Annotated in this window: 19 protein-coding genes; 16 read left to right on the top strand and 3 right to left on the bottom strand. The window is 61.8% G+C overall.

Going from position 1 to position 21,140, the window contains the following annotated elements; translation table 11 throughout:
- The first annotated feature begins 143 nt into the window (after positions 1 to 143).
- The 3 genes from WH91_RS16725 to nagA are packed head-to-tail and all read left to right on the top strand — an operon-like array spanning position 144 to position 3,117.
- Positions 144 to 932 carry a GntR family transcriptional regulator gene (locus WH91_RS16725; protein WP_046172131.1) on the top strand — a complete coding sequence of 263 codons (789 nt, stop codon included), beginning with the start codon at positions 144 to 146 and terminating at the stop codon, positions 930 to 932.
- Complete coding sequence (locus WH91_RS16720; RefSeq protein WP_046172130.1) at positions 929 to 1,960, top strand: SIS domain-containing protein; 1,032 nt, start codon at positions 929 to 931, stop codon at positions 1,958 to 1,960. Before WH91_RS16725 ends, WH91_RS16720 begins: the two co-directional genes overlap by 4 nt.
- Complete coding sequence (nagA, locus tag WH91_RS16715; protein WP_046172129.1) at positions 1,957 to 3,117, top strand: N-acetylglucosamine-6-phosphate deacetylase; 1,161 nt, start codon at positions 1,957 to 1,959, stop codon at positions 3,115 to 3,117. Before WH91_RS16720 ends, nagA begins: the two co-directional genes overlap by 4 nt.
- Here the strand turns inward: nagA and WH91_RS16710 are convergent.
- A complete protein-coding gene (locus tag WH91_RS16710) occupies positions 3,114 to 3,857 on the bottom strand; it encodes an SDR family oxidoreductase (protein ID WP_046172128.1) in 744 nt (247 codons plus the stop codon). The genes nagA and WH91_RS16710 overlap by 4 nt on opposite strands.
- A gap of 446 nt (positions 3,858 to 4,303) precedes the next feature.
- Here WH91_RS16710 and WH91_RS16705 point away from each other — a divergent pair, with 446 nt between their 5' ends.
- The 3 genes from WH91_RS16705 (at position 4,304) to WH91_RS22740 (ending at position 9,351) form a co-directional block, all read left to right on the top strand.
- The gene (locus tag WH91_RS16705) at positions 4,304 to 5,818 is read left to right on the top strand and encodes a hypothetical protein (protein ID WP_046172127.1); all 1,515 of its coding nucleotides are present in this window, start codon (positions 4,304 to 4,306) and stop codon (positions 5,816 to 5,818) included.
- A 247-nt stretch (positions 5,819 to 6,065) separates the two neighbouring features.
- The gene (locus WH91_RS16700) at positions 6,066 to 8,654 is read left to right on the top strand and encodes an OmpA family protein (protein WP_046172126.1); all 2,589 of its coding nucleotides are present in this window, start codon (positions 6,066 to 6,068) and stop codon (positions 8,652 to 8,654) included.
- Positions 8,655 to 8,781: 127 nt separating this feature from the next.
- Complete coding sequence (locus WH91_RS22740; RefSeq protein WP_052952904.1) at positions 8,782 to 9,351, top strand: hypothetical protein; 570 nt, start codon at positions 8,782 to 8,784, stop codon at positions 9,349 to 9,351.
- Here WH91_RS22740 and WH91_RS16690 read toward each other — a convergent pair.
- Together WH91_RS16690 and WH91_RS16685 are read right to left on the bottom strand one after the other, a co-directional pair.
- On the bottom strand, positions 9,348 to 10,286 hold the full coding sequence (locus WH91_RS16690; RefSeq protein WP_046172125.1) for an alpha/beta fold hydrolase: 939 nt from the start codon (positions 10,284 to 10,286) through the stop codon (positions 9,348 to 9,350). The two genes, WH91_RS22740 and WH91_RS16690, sit on opposite strands and share 4 nt — an antisense overlap.
- Positions 10,287 to 10,344: 58 nt before the next feature.
- Complete coding sequence (locus WH91_RS16685; protein ID WP_052952903.1) at positions 10,345 to 12,369, bottom strand: lytic transglycosylase domain-containing protein; 2,025 nt, start codon at positions 12,367 to 12,369, stop codon at positions 10,345 to 10,347.
- Positions 12,370 to 12,620: 251 nt separating this feature from the next.
- On the opposite strand from WH91_RS16685, the gene dapA reads away from it, so the two are divergent.
- From dapA to WH91_RS16635, 10 genes are all read left to right on the top strand, one after another.
- Entirely contained in the window at positions 12,621 to 13,496 is an 876-nt protein-coding gene (dapA, locus tag WH91_RS16680) for a 4-hydroxy-tetrahydrodipicolinate synthase (protein WP_046172124.1), read from the top strand.
- Between the two features lie 6 nt (positions 13,497 to 13,502).
- A complete protein-coding gene (smpB, locus tag WH91_RS16675) occupies positions 13,503 to 14,000 on the top strand; it encodes an SsrA-binding protein SmpB (RefSeq protein ID WP_046172123.1) in 498 nt (165 codons plus the stop codon).
- A gap of 139 nt (positions 14,001 to 14,139) precedes the next feature.
- Positions 14,140 to 14,508, top strand: coding sequence for a DNA-directed RNA polymerase subunit omega (gene rpoZ, locus WH91_RS16670; protein WP_046172122.1), 369 nt, complete (start codon positions 14,140 to 14,142; stop codon positions 14,506 to 14,508).
- A 366-nt stretch (positions 14,509 to 14,874) separates the two neighbouring features.
- Positions 14,875 to 17,163, top strand: a complete 2,289-nt coding sequence (locus tag WH91_RS16665; RefSeq protein WP_046172121.1) for a RelA/SpoT family protein — start codon at positions 14,875 to 14,877, stop codon at positions 17,161 to 17,163.
- The gene (pyrE, locus tag WH91_RS16660; RefSeq protein ID WP_046172120.1) at positions 17,150 to 17,740 is read left to right on the top strand and encodes an orotate phosphoribosyltransferase; all 591 of its coding nucleotides are present in this window, start codon (positions 17,150 to 17,152) and stop codon (positions 17,738 to 17,740) included. Before WH91_RS16665 ends, pyrE begins: the two co-directional genes overlap by 14 nt.
- A gap of 124 nt (positions 17,741 to 17,864) precedes the next feature.
- Positions 17,865 to 18,284: a holo-ACP synthase gene (acpS, locus tag WH91_RS16655; protein ID WP_046172119.1), complete on the top strand. Its 420-nt coding sequence runs from the start codon at positions 17,865 to 17,867 to the stop codon at positions 18,282 to 18,284.
- 29 nt (positions 18,285 to 18,313) lie between these two features.
- On the top strand, positions 18,314 to 19,117 hold the full coding sequence (gene lepB, locus WH91_RS16650; protein WP_046172118.1) for a signal peptidase I: 804 nt from the start codon (positions 18,314 to 18,316) through the stop codon (positions 19,115 to 19,117).
- Complete coding sequence (gene rnc / locus WH91_RS16645) at positions 19,114 to 19,833, top strand: ribonuclease III (RefSeq protein WP_046172117.1); 720 nt, start codon at positions 19,114 to 19,116, stop codon at positions 19,831 to 19,833. Before lepB ends, rnc begins: the two co-directional genes overlap by 4 nt.
- Positions 19,830 to 20,750 carry a GTPase Era gene (gene era / locus WH91_RS16640; RefSeq protein ID WP_046172116.1) on the top strand — a complete coding sequence of 307 codons (921 nt, stop codon included), beginning with the start codon at positions 19,830 to 19,832 and terminating at the stop codon, positions 20,748 to 20,750. Before rnc ends, era begins: the two co-directional genes overlap by 4 nt.
- Before the next feature lie 6 nt (positions 20,751 to 20,756).
- Positions 20,757 to 21,140: a YkvA family protein gene (locus WH91_RS16635; RefSeq protein ID WP_046172115.1), complete on the top strand. Its 384-nt coding sequence runs from the start codon at positions 20,757 to 20,759 to the stop codon at positions 21,138 to 21,140.

The raw sequence follows: 21,140 nt of genomic DNA, 5'->3' as shown, positions 1-21,140 counted from the left end.
GCTCAAAACACCAATTGGCGCAGCGGCATGGCGCCATTGTGCGCAAGCTGGATTTAGGTCTTGGTGAATGGTATGTTATTGGTATTATATATTGCACGGGGTAGGGACGCTTGGTTCTGACCGGATGGGGCGAGGGGGCAAGATTGGCGGACGTGTCGAACGGTTTCTTTGCCGATGGTCCGGTTGTGCTGCCTTCGGGCGGCCCACTCTATCTTCAGCTCAAGCGCTGGATCGAAGATGCCATTCATAGTGGCTCCGTCAGTCCCGGCGATGCGCTGCCCTCCGAGCGTGATCTCGCCACCAAGGTCGACGTGTCGCGCGTCACCGTGCGCAAGGCCGTGCTGCAACTGGTCAAGGATGGCGTGCTGGTGCAGCGCCACGGCTCGGGCACTTTTGTGGCGCCGCTTACCCAGCGCGTCGAGCAGTCGCTGTCCCAACTCACCTCATTTACCGAAGATATGGCGCGCCGCGGCATGGCCGTCCGGGCCGAATGGCTTGATCGCGGTATCTATCTGCCTTCCCCCGAAGAGACTGTCCTTCTCGGCCTGAGCTCGGGCGAGCAGGCGGCGCGCATTTCCCGGCTCCGTCTCACCGGCGATACGCCGCTCGCCATCGAGCGCGCCAGCCTCAGCTCCTACGTGCTGCCCGATCCGGCCAGCATCGGTGATAGCCTCTACAAGCATCTCGACAAGACCGGCAATCGGCCGGTTCGCGCCATCCAGCGCATCCGTGCTGCCAATCTCAATGACGAGGATGCGGCGCTGTTGCAGGTGCCCGTCGGGTCGGCCGGGCTCAACATCGAGCGCACATCTTATCTGGCCTCTGGCCGCGTCATCGAATTCACCCGGTCGATTTATCGGGGCGACACCTATGATTTCGTCGCCGAGCTGCGGCTTGGCGATCCCACGACTGCAGGAGCCAGCAAGCCGTGACCTCGAACCAGACCTACATGCGGCAGGAAGTCCTCGCCATTCCGGCCGTGGTCGCCAACTTCCTCGACCAGAGCGGCGCCACGCTTGACGCCGCTGCAGCCGTTCTGCGCGAGCGCAACCCGGCCCTCGTCGCCACGGTTGCCCGCGGCTCGTCCGACCACGCCTGCGCCTATCTCAAATATGCCATCGAGCTGACGCTGGGCTTGCCCGTCGCCTCGATCGGTCCGTCCATTGCCTCGATCTATGGCAAGGACCTCAAGCTAGACCGCGCCGTGGCCATCGCTATTTCCCAATCGGGCAAGAGCCCCGACATCGTCGGCATGACCCAGTCTGCTCGCCGTTCGGGCGCCACCACCATCGCCATCACCAATACTGCCGCCTCGCCGCTGGCCGAAGCCTCCGATTTCACCATTGATCTGCACGCCGGCGTCGAAAAATCCGTTGCCGCCACCAAGACTTTCGTCACTTCCGTCGTCGCCGGGCTGTCGCTGGTTGGGCGCTGGAGTGGCGACGACGCGCTCAATGCCGCCGTCAACGACCTGCCCAATTCGCTCGCCAAGGCGGTAGCCTGCGACTGGTCCGAAATGATCGGCGCACTCGACGGTCACAACGCTCTCTATGTCCTGGGGCGCGGTCCCGGCTTCGCCATTGCCAACGAGGCGGCGCTGAAGTTCAAGGAAACCTGCAATATCCAGGCCGAATCCTATAGCGCTGCCGAAGTGATGCATGGCCCCGTCGCCATCGTCACGCCGGGCTATCCGGTGCTCGGCCTTGCCGCCCGCGACGCCGCCGAAGCCTCCGTTGCCGACATGGCCCACAAGCTGGCCGGGCAGGGCGCACTCGCCTTCCTGACCAGCGACCGTCCCGGCGCCGCCCGCGCATTGCCCTTCGCCGCGACCGGCCACCCGATTACCGATCCACTGTCGCTGATCGTCTCCTTCTATGGCTTCGTTGAAGCGCTGTCGCGCCATCGCGGCCTCAACCCCGATGTTCCGCCGGCACTCAAGAAGGTCACCGAAACCGTATGAGCGACCTGCTGGCCATAACCGGCGCCCGCATCTTCGACGGGCATGTTTGGCACAACGATGCGGCGCTGTTGGTCGAATTCGGCCATGTCAGCGGCATTGTCCGTTCAGACGCCGTCCCGGCCAATTCAGAATCCGTTCATCTGGACGGTGGAATGTTGGTTCCGGGCTTCATCGACCTGCAGGTCAACGGCGGTGGCGGCGTGCTGTTCAACAACGCCCCGACCCTTGAATCCATCCGCATCATCTGCGCCGCCCACGCCCAGTTCGGCACCACGGCGCTGCTACCGACGCTGATTACCGACACGGTCGACATTAACGTCGCCGCCATCGCCGCTGGAAAAGTTGCGAAGGATCAAGGCGTTCCGGGCTTCATCGGACTCCATCTTGAAGGCCCCCACCTGTCCCTTGCGCGCAAGGGCACGCACGACCCGGCTCTGATCCGCCCGATGGACGAAGCCGACCTCGCCCGCCTCGCAGACGCCCGCGCGGACCTGCCCAACCTGCTGGTCACCGTCGCCCCCGAAACCGTCACCCCCGAGCAGATCGCCAGGCTCGCCGACGCCGGAATCATCGTCAGCATTGGGCACTCCGATGCGGGGATAAAAACCGCTGGCGCTGCATTCGATGCCGGTGCCAGCATGGCCACCCACCTGTTCAACGCCATGAGCCAATTGGGCAATCGCGAACCCGGCGTCGTCGGTGCAGTGTTGCACCACGGCGCAATCCATGCGGGACTGATCGCCGACGGCATCCACGTACACAAGGCCGCCATCCACATCGCCCTGCGCGCCAAGACCGGCCCCGGCCGCATCTTCCTCGTCACCGACTCGATGTCTCAAACCGGCACCGACATCGACACGTTGACCCTCAACGGCCGCACCATCACCCGCGTCGATGGCGCCCTGCGCCTCGCCGATGGCACCCTTGCCGGCGCCGATCTCAACATGATCGACGCCGTCGCGTTCATGCATTCCGAGGTAGGCCTGCCACTCGACGAAGCCATCCGCATGGCCTCGCTCTACCCCGCCGAAGCAATGGGCATTGACGCCGAGTTTGGCCATCTCCAGCCCGGCGCCGTGGCCAGCTTCGTCCACCTCTCCGACGCCCGCCAAATGCAAGCCACCTGGATCAACGGCGTGGAAGTCTGGCGCGCTTAGCCGCGCCCTACGAACGGCATTGTGGTCGCCATCACCGTCATGAACTGCACATTGGCCGATAGCGGCAGCCCTGCCATATAGAGTAGTGCATCGACCACATGGGCCACGTCCATGGTCGGCTCGGGCATCATCGTACCATTGGGCTGCAGCGAGCCGCTGTTCATATGGCGGGTCATATCAGTGGCCGCGTTGCCAATATCGATCTGCCCGCAGGCGATGTTGAAAGCCCGCCCGTCCAGCGAAATCGCCTTGGTCAGCCCCGTGATGGCATGCTTGGTCGCTGTATAAGAAGCAGCGCCCGGACGCGGCGCATAGGCCGAGATTGAACCATTGTTGATGATCCGCCCGCCTTGGGGCGCCTGGTCGCGCATGGCACGGAACGCCTCGCGCGCGACATAGAAGGCGCCGTTGAGGTTGGTATCGACCATCTCCTGCCAGGTAACGACGTCGAGATCGCCAAATGACACCGCTGGGGCAAAACGCCCAGCATTGTTGAACACGACGTCGAGCCGTCTGTACTTCTGCTTAATGCCGGCAAAGAAGTCGGCGACCGCGCTAGGGTCGGTGACATCGCATTCCGCCCAAAAGCCACGCGTCTCCGTTGCCACGGCCTGAAGCGCCTCCGCCCGCCTCCCGCAGATGGCAACCTCGTAGCCCGCCTTCGCTAATCCCAGCGCCGCGGCCTTGCCGATACCGGAGCTACCTCCGGTCACGACTGCGACCTTTCCCTTGTTGTTCATGCTGCCTCCAAATGTGGCGGTATCGATCTCCGCGCCCTCTTCTGCCCCGATTCCTTGCGTATTTCCGCCTTATCTTCGCTGCGTGCGTGACAAGCGCCCGAACGAGATATAGCGGGCCAAAGTCCGAAAATCCGGCGAAAAAATCCCGCTAACCCCAGCAAATCCAACGGATTTTAACCAGCGCTTCAGGAAAGTTAACAACTGCTTTCGATCTGTGTGCTGAATCTGCAACATCCGCATCGCAACCATATTGGCGGCCGGCAAAACGGCTTTTGCGAGATTGCGTCGGCTTCAACCATGCGTAGAGTGGGTCTTGCGAATCCATGCATGGGATCGTTTGTCGGTCGCAGCGCGACGGCAACACACTGCACCACTAAAGTGTGGTCGCGTTACGACAAACCGCCGGGCAACCGGCACAAAAAATGACTGACTTTGGAGGTCACCTAATGAAACTCAAGAGCCTTATCCTCGGTTCTGTTGCTGCTGCCGGTCTCTCGACCGCTGGCTTCGCTGCCGATCTCGGCGTTCTCACCTCGCTCGACGTTTGCGACGAGCTGGGCCTGTCGGGCCTGACCATTTCGTCCGACACCAACTGCCTGCAGATTTCGGGCTCGGTTGAGTACACGTTCGAATACGGTAACTACGCTGGCTCGACCCGCATCGCTAACACCTTGTCGTCGCGCGTTGGTGGTTTCGCCATCAACCAGGACGGCAATCGCAACATCGACGCTCCCAATTCGAACGCGGCTGTTGTAGCTGTTCCCGGCGTTGCTGTTCCTGCTGCCGGCGGCCCTGCCGTGTCTTACACTGGCGCTGTTCCCGCTGGTTTCGTTTCTGTTGTGGCACCGGTTGCTGCGGTTGCTGCTGGCCAGGGTTCGACCGATTGGGACTCCAAGGTCGAAACTCTGCTGAAGTTTGTTGGCACTGCATCGAGCGACTTCGGTCCGGCTCGTGTTGTGATCAACCTGCGTCAGCGCGATTACACTCGTGGTCGTAACGGCGGCTTTGTTGCTGCTGATCAGGTAAACGGGGACAATCATGCGCTGCGTGCCCAGGACGCCTATGTTCAGGTCGGTGACACCACCATCCTCTCCGCTGGTAAGAAGGGTTCGATCTTTAACGAAGGCGACGACGAGCCTTACAATTTTACTGGCCTGTTCAACTCCGGCGACGCCGACAAGGGCGTTTGGGAAGGCGCTGTCCGCAAGGGTGGCCATGTCATCCAGCTCGAGACCCAGTTCGGCGAAGGCTTCGTTGGTAAGCTCGGTCTTGAAGCTCTTGATCGTTCCGACAGCCAGGCTGGCAGCCTGATCGGCGTTCTCGAATACGCTGGTGAAGGCGTCACTGCACACATCAGCGGTTCCGTTGGCGGTCTGCTCGATGGCCTCCAGAACACCGGCGACACCTATGCTGTGCACGCTGGCGTTACCGGCACGTTCGATGCCTTCAAGCTCCGTGCTGCTGGTGCGGCTGGCGGCGGTTACGTTGCTCCAGGCGTCAACTGGAACTACTGGAACGGTCTGGTTTCCGGTGAAGCCACTTTCGACCTGTTCAAGGTTGCTCTGTCGGCTGAAGCCATTGGCGGAACCAATGCTACTGGTGGCGCACTCGTCACCGACTACGGCTTCGGCGGCTCCATCGGCGCCACCGTTACTGAAGGCGTCGAAATCAACATCGGCGGCCGTTACTTCAGCAACGACAGCACTGCTAATCTCGGCGCTGGCTACCAGGTCGCTGCTCAGTTGATCGCTGCGCTGACCGAAACCATCAAGCTGACCGGCGAAATCGGTGTGTTCGGCAATGCTGCCGAAGGCATTGCGGTGGCCACTTCCGACTTCTACGGCCAGGCTTCGCTTGGTTGGACTCCAGTCGGCGGCGGTTTCTCGTCCGCTGTTACTGCCAAGGCTCAGCAGAACGGCGCTTACAAGGTTACCTTCAACGCGAAGAAGACCTTCCAGTAATCTTCGGATCACTAACTTATACGGAAAGGCCCGGCTCACGCCGGGCCTTTCTGCTTTTGTGCGAAAGCAATCCGAAGCTTGCTTCGAAAAGCGTGATTCTTCGATTTTCTCGGACGGGCTACGGGCGATTTCTCCGCCGCCCAGAATAATCCTGTAAAATCAAATGGTTGCGGGCGTCATTTTGGTTCCCATGAGGAAGCGAAATGCTCTAGCGTTGCTGCAATTGCGGACATTTAATGGATTGAGAATGATCAGGGACCTCGTCAAGTGGGTCGTGCCGGGACTTGCCACTGTCTTGGGCGGCACCACCTTGTGCCTGGCGATGACGTCGGCCGACATCAGTAACGATCTGACAGCGCGGGCCACGGACGCCATGCAGTCCGGCGGCTACGCCTGGGCAGAGGTAGCGCTCGATGGCCTCGCCTTGAAACTGTCGGGTACCGTTACCGATCAGGCCATCTTGCAGGCTGCGATCACTCGGCTCGACGCGGTTCAAGGTGTCCGTAGTGTGATGAGCGACGTAACCTTGGCACCGCTCGCCAGCCCATATGCGTTCACGGCGACGGTTGTGCCGGAGGGAACCCAACTGACGGGCGCGGTTCCTGACAAGCTAACAAAGCAACGGCTGGTGCAGAGGGCAGGGCTCGATATCGCGCCGCTCGAATTGCGGTCTGGCATGCCGGAGCGGCGAATGTGGATCGCCGGGGCAGAATTCGCCATCGACAACCTAAAATACTTCGATCAGGGGCAGATCAGTGTCTCCGACACCACGCTAGACGTGACTGGACGCGCCAAATCCGAACGGGATTATCGCGATCTGCTGATCGTCATGCGCGCCGGCGCTCCGGCGGGGCTGACCCTTCGTGAGGTGAAGATCACGCCGGCACTCGTTGATCCATATGAGTGGAGTGCGGCGTTCGACGGCAAGCGCATTGATGTCACCGGTTTCGTGCCGGATGACGCCGCGGCCGAACGCCTGCGCACGGCCGATGTATCGGGCATTCCAGTGGCCACAGGTTTGACACTAGGGTCAGGTGAACCTGCAGGTTTCTCAGAGCTTTCCCAGACTTTGATCGAGCAATTGTCGAGGCTGGAACATGGCGCCGTTTCCATCAGCGGCACCCAGAGCACCTTGACCGGCGCGCCGCCGAGCCTGGAAATCGCCCAGGCCGTGATCGACGCGCTGCAGCCATCGGGCAGCATCATCACGCTCGAGCCGCCCCGCATCCCTGATTACTGGATGAGCGCATCGCGCCAGGCCGGCGGTGTCGTGGTGTTTGACGGCTATGCACCCGATGAAGCGACCCGTAAGGCCTTTGGCCAGCGCGAAGGCGCCGATGTCAATTACCTCAAACTCGGCCGCGGTGCGCCGGAGCGCTACCAGTCTGCAGCAGATTTTGGTCTCGCCGCGCTCGACATGATGGCGGAGGGACGTTTTGCTCTGCGCGACAACATCATGACCCTGTCGGGCGTGGCGCGGTCGGGCGAGGATTACGAAAAACTGCGCGCCAGCCTGTCCAATGGTGCCCCGCAAGGTCTGGTCCTGGCGCAAGCCGAAATCCGGGCCCCCATGGCGTCCACCTATAATTGGCAGGTAAGCAAGAACGAGGCCGGGGCGATAGCCTTGTCTGGCCTCGTGCCGAGCCCTGAGGCGAAAGCCACGCTGCTCGCTGCAGTAGGCACAACCGCCGCCGAAGCGCTAATCTATGCATCGGGCGAGCCGGACAATTTCCTCAGCTTGGCCGAAACGGCCTTGGACCTGATTAACCGATTGAACAACGGCTCTATCAGCTTCGACGGCAGCGGCTGGACCATTGCCGGTACCGCAAAATCTGCTGAGGATCGTGCCGCCATCGATGCCGAGTTTTCCGGCAAGCAGCTCGCTGCGGCGGGCTGGTCCATGGCCGTCGCCGAAGCTCCCGTTGTCGCCGAAGCGGCGCCGGAGCCGGCGGCCATGGAGCCCTATCTCTGGTCGGCGACGAAGGCGGCTGACGGCGCCATCACCGCGACCGGCAATGTACCGGCCGCCGCGTTTCAGCGCGTCATGGCGGTGCGGGCAGGACAGGGCTTTGCTGATCAAACCAGCGTTAGCCCCGGCGCGCCGCAGGGTTTCATCGAAGATGCATTGGCGGCAGTGTCGTCGCTGGCGGGTCTTTCCGAGGGGGTCGCGAGTTTTGATGGCAAGACCTGGTCCGTCGAGGGACAACTTGTCGATAACGGCGCCTCCGATGTGGTTGGCAATGCCATTACCTCCGGATCTACGCCACCCGATGAGTGGAACATCGACGTCTACCAGCCTGCCGTTGCGGCCGAAACCTTCCCCGAGCCGGCGCCAACTGTAGAACCCGCCGTTGTCGAACCCGGCGTCGTGGCACAGACTCCAGTTCCCGAACCTGAACCCGTAGCTCCCGTGGTCGAACCGACCGCACCGGCTTCCACCCCCGCTGCACCAGAGTCGCCTGACGTGGTCGCCTGCGCGGCCCCCGTGGCGCAGTTCTCCGCCCGCAATGCAATCTTCTTCAAGTCTGGTGCCGCCGCTATCGCGGCCGAATCCATGTCCGCACTGGATGAGTTGTCAATCGATCTGGCGGCCTGTCCCAGCGCCACTGTGCATATCGAAGGCCACACCGATGCCGATGGCGACGAGGCGCTAAACATGGCCTTGTCGGTGGGGAGGGCCGAGGCCGTGGTCAATGCGCTGATCCAGCGCGGCGTCGCTGCCGATAGGCTCTATGCCGTGGGCTATGGCGAATCCGCGCCCATCGCCGACAACGCGACGGCCGAGGGCAAGCACATCAACCGCCGCATAGTGGTTACGGTGAGGGCTGGAGACTAGGAAGCTAAGATGGACTGGGACGGGTTGACCTATCTGCTGGGCGTCTATTGGCCCTACCTGCTGGCGGCTACACTGATCGGCCTCGTGGTCGGCTGGCGCAGTTTCGCCCCGCCAAAGGCTTGACCCGATGCTGCTCGACACCACCCACCTGATGGAGACGGCGCTGCTGGTGCTGGCGGCCTATCTGTTGGGCTGCGTGCTCGGCTATGGCATAAGGCGAGTGCTTTATGCCGCGAGGGGCACACGCCAGCGGACGGCGATTGCCACCTCCGCCGCGGCCATGGCGCTGCCAGAAATCAAACGCAGCCGCAGTCCTGCCGCTCGGCTGGCTGCGAGGGTTGATGAACCCATGCCGGCCCCGGCGAGGGTGGTGCAGCCACGCGTCATAGAACCGCCCGTCATTGCTTCGCGGCCCCAACCGTCCAGCCGTACGACCAAATCTATGGATCGAGCACCGGCGGCTCTCTTGGCGCCGCGCGGTAAAGCTGCCGATAACCTCAAGCAGATCAAGGGCATCGGCCCCAAGATCGAAGCGTCGCTCAACGGTTTGGGCATCTACCACTTTGACCAGATCGCCGGCTGGACTAAGGCCAATGTGGATTGGGTCGATGACCAACTGGCCTTCAAGGGCCGTATTGGCCGCGAACGCTGGGTCGAACAGGCGGCCAAAATGACCAGGGTGAAAGCCGACGCCTAGGCCGCCTTGCCCAGCAAGCGATTGCTGGTGCGGATGACGAATTCGGCCACCGCCTCGATTTCCTCACGCTGGTCGAACAGCGCCGGCGAGCCTTGGCCTGCAATGGTCAAGGCCATTGCGTCAGGCCGCCGCCGGGTCATTTCGTCGTAGGTTTCCCGACGCAACTGGTCGGTCAGTTGCGTGCGCAGCAGCATCAGCGGTGCGCAGCTCAACGCATCGAACAGCGGCCACTGTGCCATCAGCACGTCATCGAAATTGATGCTGGCCAAAGCCTCGATCAGCCGACGGTCATAGAGCGGACGGGCGCGCCCGCGATTATCGGTATAATGGGTGCGGCCCATCAAGGCATCGAGGCGAGCATCGGGCAGGCCGGGATAGTCACCCCCTAGAATGCGCCTGAAACCTGAGGTCACGGATTTGGCGCCGCGCAGGGCCTCTATATGCGTCCAGTTGTTGCGCAGGCGCACGAGACCGCGTGAATCTGTCACCGGCCCGGAATCCAGCAATACCGTTCCGGCGATCAGCAGCGGATGGCTGGCAGCGAGCGCCATGGCCACCTGTCCGCCATGCCCCTGTCCAAGCACGATAGCCCGGCCAATGCCGAGGGCGGTCATCACCGAAGCAACATCGCGAGCATCCGCCAGCGAGCTGTAGTCCGCTGCCTTGGCCCGATCATCGGCCCGACCGCGACCCGGCAGGTCCATCAGCACCACCGGCCATTCCCCACCGCCGGCGCGACGGAAATAGGCGGCGAAGTCGGCGAAATCGCTCATGTTGCGTTGATAGCCGGCGATGCACACCACCGGAAGGCGACGGCTCGACAACCTTCCGGCGATATGCACGACAGCGCTTAGCCCTGCGGCCAGCGTCACCATGGTAACGGGCATGCCGGAAAAGGCGGGGTGATCGGTAGGGACGGTGCGTTTGCGAGCCATTCCGGCAGTGTAGAGGCAGCATCAACACCCCCTCAAGCGGGCAAATGCAGTTACCCCACTATCGAATTGTGCGCAGCGCCTGTTGCAACGGCAGCGGCTCATCTCCGAGCCGTTCGCGATACACCAGATAATTGCCCAGCACGCGCTTCACATAAGTCCGCGTTTCCTGAAACGGGATCAGCTCGACCCAGATCACCGGGTCCACATTGTCCGTGCGCGGGTCGCCATAAGCCTTGATCCATTTGTTAGCATTCCCCGGCCCCGCATTGTACGCCGCTGCCGCCAGCACCAGCGAGCCGTCATAACGTTCAAGCTGGGTGCCAAGATAGGTCGAGCCGAGCAGGGCGTTATAGGCTGGGTCGCTGACCAGCCGTCCCGGCGAATAATCCACGCCCACCTTGCGGGCCACTTCCTTGGCCGTGCCGGGCATTAACTGCATGAGGCCCCGCGCGCCAGCCGATGACACCGCATCGACTTGGAACATCGATTCCTGCCGCATCACCGCATAGACCGCCGCCCTGTCGGCCGCGAGTTCCGCTTTGGCGAGGCGCGCGTCGTTGGGAAAGCTGAACGCATCGAGCGGCGTGCCACGCTGGTCGGCAATGGCAGCGATTGAAATGGCCACCTGATGCGCACCGATTTCCTCGGCCAATCTCGCGGCCAGCAGCAGGTCTCCACCATGGCTGAGCGTGGTGCCGAAATGGCGCAGCAGCGGTATCGCCAGCCGCGTCTGGCCATTGGTCGCAAGCAGGCGCACCGCCCGCACGACAGGCTTTGCATTAAACAGCGTCGGGCTGGTGCCGGCTTCGGGCAAGGGGCGAATGCCCACGCCATTCCGGCCCAGTTCAGTCCGGGCCAACTGCCCATAATAGACCGTGCTGAACGCCGCGGCCTTTTCCAGCGCCGCTTGGGCCGCCTCGGTATCGCCCAAGGCGACTTGAGCGCGAGCCAGCCAATAGTTCGCCTGGCTGATGCTGTCGGGCAGGGTGGTATGCGTCGTCAGCTGGGTGAAATGACCGCGCGCGGCTTCGGCATCGTCAAGAAAAGACAGCGCAATCCAGCCGGCCTGAAACAGGGCATCCACCATGCGGCCTTCTGGCCCATTGGTGTAGCCAGCGGCGGCGCGGTAGGCGAGTTTGGGCTGGCCAGCATCGAGCAGCTTGCGCAGCAATGCGCGCCGCTCATACCACCACTCGTCGGCGTCAGGCAGTATTTCGGGCGCCTTGTCGAGCCACGCGACCGCGTCACTCCACAGCTCGAACTGCCGGGCGCGCTGCGCCCGCGAATAGATATAGACCGGGTTGCTGCGCAGGCTCGGATCGACCTTGTCGAGCAGCGCCTTGGCGTCCGCATCATTGCGCGACACGGCGGCTCGCGCCACCACCAGCGTTTTCTGCGCTGCGGTCAGATGTGGCAGCAGCCGCTCGCTGCCGCGCGCCCGGTCATGCATCATCAGGTGGATAGCGCGCGCCCAATGGGCGTCACGATCGAGCAGGCTGCCAAGCTTTTCGCTAACCTCGGCTTCCTGCTTTTCCGTCAGAAAATTGTCGATCCACAGGCTCCTGGCCAGGCTCGCAGCACGCTGCGTATCGCCTTCGGCCAACCAGGCCACGGCCAGCATGATCTTGCCATCCACCGTGCCTGGCGTCGCCCCATCGAATGCCGCAACCACCGCCGCTCCGGTTGTATCGGCATCAAGTAGCGATTGCTCGATCCGCGTGCGATAGAGGCTTTCCGGCGCAAACTCCGGCGCATCCGCCGCGAAATCCGCAATCGCCCGATAGCCGATCTTGCCGCTGTTGAACTGGATCGCCGCCCACTGAATGGCCTGGCGCTCCACGACGTCGGTCAGGCTTTCCGCCTGCGCAAACGCCGCGCCCGCAGCGCCGTCGGTCAGCACCTTCAAAGTCGCCTGAAACTCCGCGCTGCCCTTGGCATTCACTGCAGGCACGGCGACGCTCGCCGGAATGGAGCCGGTGGTCATCCCGTCGATCGCTTCGTTGGCCGTCACAAGGAAAAGGGGGGCAAAGCTCGCCAGACCCAAAACCGCTGCGATGACGCCTGCTCGAAAGCCCTGCTGCATCTGCCGTCCTGCTGGTACGCGTCTACTAGGTCCAGCAAGGTTGCCCCATCCTCGCGGTTAACCCGACGTTACCCGCATTGGGTAAACATCGCGTTGCCACTCCATGGACCGTGCTGGTTTGGGCGCAACAAAGCGTTGTGATGCTGCCCGATAAAAACTATGGTGCGCCGCGTGAAAACGGCGTTCAAGCCGCTTTATGACACCCTGCCACGACGGAACTGTGGCAATCCAGTTTGAGGAATTTTCGGCAAATGCTGCGAGGATCTATTACGGCGCTCATCACTCCCATGCTCAATGGGTTAGTCGATGAGAAAGCCTTCGCCAGCTTTGTCGAGTGGCAGATTGCCCAAGGCAGCCATGGCCTTGTGCCGGTCGGCACGACGGGCGAAAGCCCGACCGTCAGCCACGAAGAGCATCGCCGCGTCGTGGAAATCTGCGTCGAAGTCGCCAACAAGCGCGTGCCGGTTGTTGCCGGTGCCGGCTCCAATTCGACTGCCGAAGCCGTATCGCTGGCCAAGTTCGCCGAAGACACCGGCGCCGATGCCGTCCTGTCGGTCGTGCCCTATTATAACAAGCCCAACCAGGAAGGGCTGTTCCAGCACTTCTCCGCCGTGGCCAAGGCTGTCGGTATTCCGGTCATTCTCTACAGTGTGCCGGGTCGCACCATCGTCGACCTCACCGTCGATACAATCGCGCGGCTGCATGAAGCTCATCCCAATATTATCGGCGTCAAGGATGCCACCGGCAATCTCGAGCGCGCCACCATGCAGCGCCTCAAGCTGGGCCATGATTTCATCCTGCTCTCCGGCGATGACAGCACGGCGCTCGGCTTCAACGCCCATGGCGGTCACGGCTGCATTTCGGTCACCGCCAACGTTGCGCCGCGCCTCTGCTCGCAGATGCAGGAACTGTCGCTGGCCGGCGATTTCGTCGGCGCCCGCGCCATCAACGACAAGCTGGCCTATCTGCACAAGGACTTGTTCATGGAGCCAAATCCGGCCCCGGCCAAATATGTGGCCAATCGGCTCAACCTCTGCGCCAACGAGCTGCGCCTGCCGCTCACCCCGGTAACCAAGCCCACGGCCGACGCCATGGACTTTGCAATTGCCCACGCAGGTCTTATCTAACCTCCTATGACTCCTAAAAACGACAAAGCAAAGAACGGTGTGATCAGCCACGGTCTCGTGGCTGAAAACCGTCGCTCGCGCTACGATTACGAAATCGGTGAAACCATGGAAGCCGGCATCGTGCTGACCGGCACCGAGGTCAAATCCCTGCGCCTGGGCAAGGCCCAGATCACCGAATCTTACGCCTCGCCTGAAAAGGGCGAGCTGTGGCTGATCAACTGCCACATTCCCGAATATCTGCAGGCCAACCGCTTCAACCACGAGGAAAAGCGCCCGCGCAAACTCCTCGTCTCGCGCAAGCAGCTTGCCCATCTCGGCGAAGAAGTCTCCCGCGCCGGCAATACCATCGTGCCGCTAAAACTGTTCTTCAACGACCAGGGCCGCGCCAAGCTGTTGATCGGCGTCGGCAAGGGCAAGAAGAACTACGACAAGCGCGAAACCGAGCGCAACCGCGACTGGAACCGCGACAAATCCCGCATCATGAAAGAAGGTGGCCGGGGGTAGGGCTGCTTGCTTCTCCTGAAACGAGAGGTAGCCGTCGCAATTACTTTCCGGCGTACCGCTTAATCGGACACGGCATCCTTGTACCGGGAAGGGGGGTCGTGTATGGGAAGCTTTCATTCCACAAATTTTGGAGACGTTCGTGGCACGCGTCACCGTTGAAGACTGCATCGAAAAGATCGAAAACCGCTTCGATCTCGTTCTCATGGCAGCGCACCGTGCGCGCATGATCTCCTCTGGCGCGCAGATCACCGTCTCGCGTGACAATGATAAAAATCCCGTGGTTGCCCTGCGTGAAATCGGCGACGGCGCCATTTCGCCGGACGATCTGCGCGAAGACCTGATCCACTCGCTGCAGAAGTATGTCGAAGTGGACGAGCCCGAAGAGCACGCCGCCCCAATGATCGAAAGCGCCAATGGCGATGATTCGATGAACTTCGACACCATCAGCGAAGAAGAACTGTTGCGCGGCATCGAAAGCCTCGCACCCCCAGAACGCCGCGACGACTAAGACTGGTCGCTCAATGCATTTCACACCCTCGGCGTAAGCCGGGGGTGTTTTTGCTTGTGGGATGTTGAACCCGCATTTGGGCCCAACCACCCCACCCTCATTCCCTCCCCACAAGGGGGAGGGAGGCGATGAACACTTGCGTTTGAGCTGGCGCCTCCCTCCCCTGAATGGGGAGGGACTGAGGGTGGGGTGATGGGAGCCACAGAGCTGACTGTGTGTGCGATACTAAGGTGCGTCACCGAAGCAGCGGCAGCGTCACCGCAACGCCTTCCCATCCCGCCACAACTCAGATACTCCGCCACTCACTCTTCCCATTTTCTTTCAAAGCGCTAAGCTCATTTTTTAAGCTTGCGGCGATCTCCTCCCATGATGCGTCAGTATGAGCTTGTCGAACGCGTTCAGGCCTATAACCCGAACGTCGACGAGCAGTTGTTGAACAAGGCCTATGTCTACGCCATGCAAAAGCATGGCTCGCAGAAGCGTGCCTCGGGCGACCCCTATTTCAATCATCCGCTCGAAGTCGCGGCCATCCTGACCGAGCTCAAGCTCGATGATGCTTCAATCGCCGTTGGGCTGTTACACGACACCATCGAGGACACCGACGCCACCCGCGCCGAGATCGATCTGCTGTTCGGCCCTGAAATTGGCGCCATCGTCGATGGCCTGACCAAGATCGAACGCCTCAACCTGGTTTCGCGCGAGGAGGCGCAGGCCGAAAACCTCCGCAAGCTGCTGCTGGCGATCAGCCAGGACGTGCGCGTGCTGCTGGTCAAGCTTGCCGACCGCCTGCACAATATGCGCACCCTGCAATACATGCCGCCCGATAAGCGCACGCGTATTGCCCAGGAAACCATGGATATCTATGCCCCGCTCGCTGGCCGCATGGGTATGCAGGACATGCGCAACGAGCTGGAAGACATCTCGTTCAAGATTCTCCAGCCCGATCACTACGAAGCGATCATGGCGCGTCTCGACGAGATGCAGGCCGAGTATCGCGAGACCATTTCGACCATTTCGACCGAGCTCAGCGAGCGCCTTTCCGCCGAAGGCATCGCCGCCCGGGTCAAGGCGCGGGTGAAGTCGCCGTTCTCGATCTTCAACAAAATCGAGCGCAAGTCGATTGCGCTGGAACAGCTGTCCGACATGATCGGCTTCCGGGTCATCGTCGGTTCGATTGACGAGTGCTATCACACCGTCGGCGTGGTCCACACCAAGTGGAAGGTCGTGCCCGGCCGCTTCAAGGACTATATCTCGGTCCCCAAGCACAACGACTACCAATCGATCCACACCACCATCGTTGGCCCCGGCCGCCAGCGCGCCGAGCTGCAGATCCGCACCGAGGAAATGGACCGCATCGCCGAATTCGGCATCGCTGCGCATGCGCTGTACAAGGACGGCGCCTCGGCCGACCTCAGCCGCATCGAGAATGAGAGCCAGGCCTACGGTTCGCTGCGTTCCACCATTGCCCACCTGACCACCGGCAATTCCACCACCGAGGATTTCCTGGAATATACCAAGCTGGAGCTGTTCCAGGACCAGGTGTTCTGCTTCACGCCACGCGGTCGCTTGATCGCCCTGCCGCGTGGTGCGACGCCGATCGACTTTGCCTATGCGCTGCATACCGATATCGGCGACACCACCGTGGGTGCCAAGATCAACGGCTCCATCCTGCCGCTGGTCACCCAGCTCCGATCGGGCGATGAAGTCGAAATCATTCGCGACCAGAACCATGTTCCACCGATGAACTGGCTGGGCATTGCCGCTACCGGCAAGGCCCGCGCCGCCATTCGACGTTCAGTGCGCCACGCCACCATTCAGCGGGCCTTCTCACTGGGCGAGAATGTGCTCAACATGATGCTGGAACGTGAAGGCGTCATGCTCGACGACTCCGAAGCCAAGGCGCTGGCCGAGGCTCTGGGCTCTCCCGGCCGCCGCGAACTGCTGATTGCCGTGGGCGAAGGCAAGATCGGCTCCGAGCCGCTCGGCGTCGAACTGGCCAAGGTGAAGGGCCTGCGCAAGCGTCGCCGCAAACTTGACCTGCCAGTCGCCGATACCGCCGATGGTTGGTTCGCGCTCCGCTCGACCGACCTGTTCCGCTTCCGCGTGCCCGGCGGCCAGCGCTCCGGTCCGCACGCCAAGACGGCTCTGGCCCAACTCGATTTCCACATGCGGGTATCGGTATCGGGGGAGGGCGTCGTGCCGGGCGATCGGCTGGTCGGCATTTTGCAGCCCGACAAGCCCATGCTGGTTTATCCAATCCATTCCGAAGCGCTGATCGACCTGCACGACAGCGATGTCGCCTGGGTCGATGTGCGCTGGAACATCAAGAGCGCCGACGACAAGCTTTATCCCACGGTCATCACCATGGAGAGCGTCAACAAGCCTGGCTCGCTGGCGCAGATTTCCGCCGCCATTGCCGCCTGCGAGGCCAACATCAATAATCTGGTGATGCGCATGATTTCGCCGGACTTTCACCAGATGATCTTTGAAATCGAAGTGCGCGACCTTGCGCAACTCACCGATGTTCTGGCAACGCTCAAGCGCAGTCCCGGCCTTTCCGCCGTTCAGCGCGCCGGGGTCCGCGAAGCGGGCATGATCTCGACGCTGGAATGGGACGGCAAGGTCGACAAGAGGTTTGCTGATGACGAAAGATGAAGTCCTCGCCATTTTCCGCGAATGCGGCGCCATGCTGGAAGGCCATTTCATCCTGTCCTCGGGGCTGCGCTCGCCGGTCTTTTTGCAAAAGGCCAAGGTGTTCCAATATGCTCACCAGACCGAAAAGCTCTGCAAGGCGCTGGCCGAACGCATCAAGGCCGAAGTCCCCGGCGTGACCAAGGTCGTTTCCCCCGCTATCGGCGGTATTATCCCGGGCTACGAAACCTCGCGCCATCTTGGTGTGCCCGCGCTTTACACCGAGCGCGTCGAAGGCAAGTTCGAACTGCGCCGCGGCTTCGAGATCGAGCCGGGTGACAAGGTCATAGTCGTCGAAGACATCGTTTCGACCGGCCTCTCGATCCGCGAATGCGTCGAGGCCCTGCGCGGCATCGGCGCCAATGTAGTCGCTGCCGCCTGCCTGATCGACCGCTCCGGCGGCGAAGCCGATGTCGGCGTACCGCTGGTCAGCCTGATCGAATTCAAGGTCCCCGCCTATCCAGCCGACCAATTGCCACCCGAACTGGCCGCCATCCCGGCAATCAAGCCGGGCAGTCGTGGCATCCAGGGTGTGAAGTGAGTTTTTGCCCGGACAGGGGGAGGTGGGGTGAGTTTGGCACCGTTTTGTCCCAAACTGGATGCAGTCCCTCCCCCTGTCAGGGGGAGGCTAGGTGGGGGTGCCCTCTAACAAAGGGAGCCACCCCATGATCATCGGCCTCGGGTCCGACCTGATCCAAATTCACCGCATCGCCGGCACGCTGGAAAAATACGGCGACCGCTTTGTGCAGCGCTGCTTCACCGATATCGAACAGAAGAAATCCGACCGCCGTGCCCAGCGCGCAGCGTCATACGCCAAGCGTTTCGCGGCGAAGGAGGCCTGCTCCAAGGCCTTGGGCACCGGCATTTCCTGGGGCGTCTACTGGCGCGACATGGGCGTGGTCAACCTGCCATCGGGCAAGCCGACCATGCGGCTGACCAATGGCGCGGCAAAGGCCCTGGCCCGCCTTGTGCCGCCCGGCCATGAACCCCACATCCACATCACGATCACCGACGACGCCGGGCTCGCTCAAGCCTTCGTCATCATCGAAGCGCTGCCGATTGACCGGGCTTCCGCAACGGAATAGTCCTGCGCCACGCATTTCCGGGGAATTCCATGAGTCAGCCCGCCGACAAGTCTATCAAGAAGTCTGCCGCCAGCGAATGGTGGGAGACCATTGTTGTCGTGGTCGAGGCGCTGCTGATCGCCATCGTGCTGCGCTCTTTCCTCTATCAGCCGTTCTCGATCCCCACGGCTTCGATGCAGCAGACCCTGATGATCGGCGACTATTTTGTCGCCAACAAGTTCGTCTGGGGCTACGGCAAGCACTCCTTCTCGCTCGGCCGCTATGGCGATTTCACCGCCCTCGATTTTGAGCTGCCGATCAGCAACCGCATTTTCGGCCGCGAACCGAACCGCGGTGATATCGCCGTGTTCCGTCCGGTGCCGCAGAATATCGAATATATCAAGCGCGTGGTCGGCCTGCCCGGTGATACCATCCAGGTCACCGCCGGCCGTCTCTACATCAATGACGTGATGGTCGAGCGCGAAGAGGTCGGCAAAGCTCAGGATACCGACAGCAGTGGCGATACCCGCGAAGTGACGGTTTACCGCGAGACCTTCCCCGAGGGCACCAACCACATCATCCAGGAAATCTCGGATAATGGCGCACTCGACAACACTTCCAAATATGTCGTGCCGGCCGGCCATTATTTCATGATGGGCGACAATCGCGACCGCTCGGCCGATAGCCGCGTGCTCAGCCAGGTCGGCTATGTTCCGGCCGTCAACCTGATCGCCAAGGCCGAAGCCCGCTTCTTCTCCATCACCGACAATATTCCGCCGTGGCAGCTGTGGCAGTGGCCGGCCAATGTCCGCTGGGATCGCATGTTCCAGTCGGTCGACACCCAGCATCAATGAGCCGTGGCGCGCACAACACTGAAAAACTCCAGTTCCGGCTCGGCTACAAGTTTGCCGATCCGGACCTGCTGAACCGCGCGCTTACCCATTCCAGCGCCATTTCGCCCGCCAAGCGCATCGAAAAGTCCTATCAGCGTCTTGAATTCCTCGGCGACCGGGTTCTGGGTCTCGTTGTGGCCGATATGCTGTATCGCCGCTATCCCAAGGCCAACGAGGGCGAACTCAGCCGCACGCTGAACACCCTGGTCCGCAAGGAAACCTGCGCCATCATCGCCCGCACGCTGGACCTCGGCCAGGTCATGATCCTGGGCGAGAGCGAGGCCCGCACCGGCGGCGCCGAAAAGGAAGCCATTCTCGGCGATGTCACCGAGGCCGTGATCGGCGCCATCTATTGCGACGGCGGCATGGCCAAGGCGCATGAATTCGTCGAGCGAATGTTCGAGGAATTCCTCGCCGACGGTTCTGCCAACAAGGCCGATGCCAAGACCACCCTCCAGGAATGGGCCCAGGCCCGTGGCCTGGAACCCCCGACCTATACGCAGACCGAGCGGCGCGGCCCCGACCACGCCCCCGAATTTACCATCACCGTCACCCTTGGTGATTACGAACCGTTGAGCGCTATCGGCCCTTCCAAGAAGATCGCCGAACACAAGGCCGCCGAACTGTTCCTGATCGCCCAGAAGGTGTGGCAAGAAACCGACAGGCACGACAAATGACCGAAATAACTCCCACCGACACCTCCTGCGGCTTCATCGCGCTGGTCGGCGCTCCCAATGCCGGCAAGTCCACACTGCTGAATTCCCTGGTCGGCACCAAGGTTTCCATCGTCACCCACAAGGCGCAGACCACCCGCAGCCAGGTGCGCGGCGTCGTGACCACCGACAAGTCACAGCTGGTTTTTATTGATACGCCCGGCATTTTCGCCCCCAAGCGCCGGCTCGACCGCGCCATGGTCGATAGCGCCTGGGGCGGCGCCGGCGACGCCGACATCGTCGCCCTGATCGTCGACGTCGACCGCGGACTGACCCCCGAACTCGAAAAGCTGCTCGAGGGTCTCGACAACATCAATCACCCGCGCATCCTGATCCTCAACAAGATCGACACCATCAAGAACGAGGAATTGCTCAAGCTCTCCGAGGCGATCAACGCCAATTTGCGCTTTGAAGCGACCTTCATGATTTCCGCCTTAAAGGGCTATGGCGTCAGCGATTTTATGGATTGGTGCATCAAGCATATTCCGCCCGGTCCGTGGCACTTTCCCGAGGATCACCTCACCGACCTGACCATGGCGATCACCGCCGCCGAGATCACCCGCGAAAAGCTGTTCCTGCGCGTGCATGACGAAATTCCGTATAATTCCACCGTCGAAACCGAGAGCTTCAAGATCCAGAAGGATGGCTCCTACAAGATCGATCAGGTGATCTACCTTTCGCGCGAGAGCCACAAGAAGATCGTGCTCGGCGCCGGCGGCCAGACCATCAAGTCGATCGGCGCTGAATCGCGCAAGGAACTGATGGCCATGTATGAAGTACCGATCCACCTGTTCCTGTTCGTCAAGGTTCGCGAAAAGTGGGGCGACGACCCCGAGCGCTACCGCGAGATGGGCCTCGAATACCCGCACGGCAAGGACTGACCTGCGATGGCATCCGCGCTTGACCGCGCCAAGCAATGGGCTCGTTCGATCAAGCGCGACGTCATCGCCATCTGGCTGGCGGCCAAGGATAGCCGCACGCCCTGGACCGCGCGCATTCTGGCGACATGTGTGGCTGCCTACGCGCTATCGCCCATCGATCTGATTCCAGATTTCGTGCCTGTGCTGGGCTATCTCGATGACCTGCTGATCGTGCCGCTTGGCATTCTGGCGGTCGTCAAGCTGATCCCGCCGCCGCTGATGGCCGAACTTCGTGCCGCAGCCACTCTGGTCGCCGCCAAGCCGGTTAGCCGCGTCGGCCTGGCGCTTGTCATGCTGCTTTGGCTACTGGCCACTATTTGGCTCGTGGCCATGTTCACCAATTTGCTGTAG

Origin of the sequence: Devosia psychrophila (genome assembly GCF_000971275.1) — a bacterium.
In the GTDB taxonomy this organism is placed as follows: domain Bacteria; phylum Pseudomonadota; class Alphaproteobacteria; order Rhizobiales; family Devosiaceae; genus Devosia; species Devosia psychrophila.
This window is presented reverse-complemented; position numbering and strand designations above follow the sequence as displayed.